At 57.2% G+C, this 3,158-nt stretch carries 2 protein-coding genes and 1 pseudogene; all 3 read left to right on the forward strand.

The window, feature by feature from the left end:
• The first annotated feature begins 112 nt into the window (after positions 1-112).
• Positions 113-331, forward strand: a pseudogene (locus tag ENN40_10880) (hypothetical protein).
• A 395-nt stretch (positions 332-726) separates the two neighbouring features.
• Positions 727-1,830, forward strand: a complete 1,104-nt coding sequence (locus tag ENN40_10885; GenBank protein HDP95845.1) for a glycosyltransferase — start codon at positions 727-729, stop codon at positions 1,828-1,830.
• Complete coding sequence (gene thiI / locus ENN40_10890) at positions 1,827-2,945, forward strand: tRNA 4-thiouridine(8) synthase ThiI (GenBank protein HDP95846.1); 1,119 nt, start codon at positions 1,827-1,829, stop codon at positions 2,943-2,945. Before ENN40_10885 ends, thiI begins: the two co-directional genes overlap by 4 nt.
• Positions 2,946-3,158: the final 213 nt, after the last annotated feature.

A 3,158-nucleotide genomic window follows, 5' to 3' on the forward strand; every position in this document is an offset into this window, starting at 1 on the left:
GGAACTGTTGCGGGATTCGGGGCCAGTACTGCCCGATCCGGTTGACTTGCCGGGCTTCTCTGTGCTACCGTAGATGTTGAAATCCGCCGCATATCCATCCAGGAGAGGCACCATGACCAAGAATGCATCCACCCCGGAAGAGCCGTTGTTCACGGCCGCCGAAGAGATCGACGTGCAAGCGATCATGGCCGATATTCAACGGCAGATCGAGGAAAAGAAATCCGCGGGGCTGCTGCGCCAGGTAGAGATCGACGAGATTGAGGAGATGGAGCTGCAGCCCCTGCCCGACTTCCTGGAAATCCCCAATGTGTACGAGAACCACCTGTATCGCGGTCGGGAAGCGGAGGATTTCGTTCCCTTCCACCTGGAACCTGAACAGGAGGGGGGCGCGGTCAAGAAAGCGCTGGGCCTGCTGCGACGCCTTTTGATGCCGCTGTTGCGCTTCATGCTGCGGCCGTTTCGCACCGACCTGCAGAACCTGATCGTGGAGCTGCACAACACCAACAGCCGGGACATCCATCAGCTCAAAACCCTGATCCCGGTCGTGCAGCAGAGCAAAGAGTACGTCAAATTGTTGCACAACACCATCAACAATATGATCGTGGAAGCATCCAAGCTGAAAATCGAAGAAGAATTGCTGAAAACCAAGATCAAGGTGTTGGAAGACAAGGCGTCCTTCCTGGAAGAGCGCCAGCGCGCGATCGAGAAAAAGCTCTACGGCGATTCATGAAAGTCCACCAGTTCCTGACGTCCTACTCCTACGGAGACGCCATCGGCAACGAGGCCCTGGAAATCCGCAACTATCTTCGTGGCCGCGGCATTGAATCCGAAATTTTTTCGCTTTTCTATCACCCACGCTACGCCGGCCAGATTATCCCCTACAAGGAATACGCCAACCAGGCCAGTGCCGACAACGTGACCATCTATCACTTTTCCATCGGCTCACCGGTGACCAAGACCTTTCTGCGCCTGCCGGACCGCAAGGTCATGATCTACCACAACATCACGCCCCATCACTTTTTCCTCGACTACCACCGCGTTTTGACCAAGGACTGTTTCAAGGGCCGCGTGGAACTCAAAAGCCTGGTGGGGAAAGTCGACCTGGCGTTGGGGGACTCAGCGTACAACGAAAATGAGTTGAAAGAGCTGGGGTTTTCCCCCACGGGCGTGCTGCCCCTGGTAATGGACTTTGAAAAGTTTTCCCGCCCGCTGGTGCCCGTGATCCGCGATATTTTTACAGACATCCGCACCAACATTCTCTACGTCGGGCGCATTATTCCCAACAAGCGCATCGAGGATGTCATCCGAGTGTTTCATTTTTACCAGCGTTTTTTCAACCCCAATTCCCGCCTGCTGCTGGTGGGAGAGTACCGGGGTTTTGAACGCTACCTGTCGGCCCTGCAGAAAATGGTTTCCCGCCTGGAAAACGCCCACGTGCACTTTACCGGGCACGTGCCCGAAGATGAGTTGATCACCTATTTTCGCCTGGCCCACCTCTACCTGCACATGAGCGAGCATGAAGGATTCTGCGCCCCTGTTCCCGAAAGTTTCCACCTGGACATTCCCGTGGTGGCGTTCGATGCCGGAGCGGTGGCGGAAACCATGCGCGGCGGCGGCCTGTTAATACACAAAAAATCATTTGTTCAAATCGCCGCTCTGCTTGATCGCGTGCTGCGGGACGAAGGCCTGCGCAAACGGGTCCTGGAAACCCAGCGCCGGGCTGTTCGGGGATACCGGCGCGACCAGACCGGCCGGATTCTTCTGGAGCACCTCAAGCGGTTGACCGGCAACCATCCGTCACTGGACAACAACAGCGGCACGCCCTCATGATCGCCAACACCCTGATCGTGCGCTACGGCGAGATCGGCCTGAAAGGACGCAACCGCTCCCACTTTGAGAATCAGCTATGCTCGGATATCCGCGGTTTCCTTAAGAACGAAGGCGTTCCGTTCAAAACGGTTGACCGCACCCACGGCCGCATTTACGTCCGGGGTATCAGCAGTGAGACTGCCCTGGAGCGGGTACTGGGAATCCGCTCCTTCAGTCCCGCCCTTGAAGTCCCCCGCAACATAAAGGATCTGGAAGCGGCGGCCGCGCATCTCTACCCCCTTGTGCGTGAGGCCGGCAGCTTCCGCGTCAGCTGCCAGCGCACGGACAAGGAATTCCCCCTCACGTCCATGGAGGTGGAACGCCGCCTGGGTGAACGGGTGCGCCTGGACACCGGGGCTGTGGTCAAGCTGAATGCTCCGGGATTCAACCTCGAAGTCGAGATCGGCCGAGACACGGCTTTTGTCTTTTTTCGCCGCATCTCCGGTTTCGGCGGCATGCCCTACGGCAGCGCCGGGAAACTGGTTTCGCTCATCTCCAGCGGAATCGATTCACCGGTGGCCACGTTCCTGATGATGAAACGCGGGGTGGAACCCATCCTGATGCATTTCTCCATGGGAAACGATGAGCGCGAAAAAGTGGAACACCTGCGCCGGCAACTGGAACAATTCTCAGCGGGCCGGCGCATCCGCCTGGAGGTGGTGGAGCACGGCGATCTATTTAACGGTCGCTTCGACATACTGCACAGGAACAGGCGCATCGGCCCCTACCTGTGCATTATCTGCAAGTACCTCATGCACCGCCATGCGGGCGAATTGGCCCGGCGCACGGGCGCGTTGGGAATCATTACCGGAGACAGCCTGGCCCAGGTGGCGTCCCAGACCCTGAGCAATTTGGCCGCTTACCGCACCCGTTCGGGGCTTCCCGTCTACAGCCCCCTGATCGGCCTGGACAAGGTGGAAATCATTGACCTGGCGCGGCGCATCGGCACCTACGACCTTTCCATCGTTAAAAGCAAGGGTTGCACCCCGCCTTCCAACCCCCGCACCCACGTAGACCCGGAGACCTTTCAATCCATCCTGGAAGAATCAGGCCTCGAACGGGGGGACGGTTCTTGACAATTTGACATTTTGCGTTTATTCATTACAACCAACGCGGAACCCCCAATCAGCATTTGATCAAATTCATAGATATATCGGCTATATGGCCAAAATGTCAAATTGATCGGGTAGAGAGCATATCACACCAGTTTAGGCCTTCGCTGACTGTTTCTGCCCCCTTTCGTTCGGCAGTGCCTTAACAGCTTGAACCGTGCAGAGCATGACTGCTCC

This window comes from Candidatus Aminicenantes bacterium (genome assembly GCA_011049425.1).
Taxonomy (GTDB): Bacteria; Acidobacteriota; Aminicenantia; order UBA2199; family UBA2199; genus UBA876.

Bases quoted from the DNA above. Each gene is read 5' to 3' on its own strand.
- ENN40_10885 (HDP95845.1), top strand. From the start codon at position 727: ATGAAAGTCCACCAGTTCCTGACGTCCTACTCCTACGGAGACGCCATC.
- thiI (HDP95846.1), top strand. From the start codon at position 1,827: ATGATCGCCAACACCCTGATCGTGCGCTACGGCGAGATCGGCCTGAAA.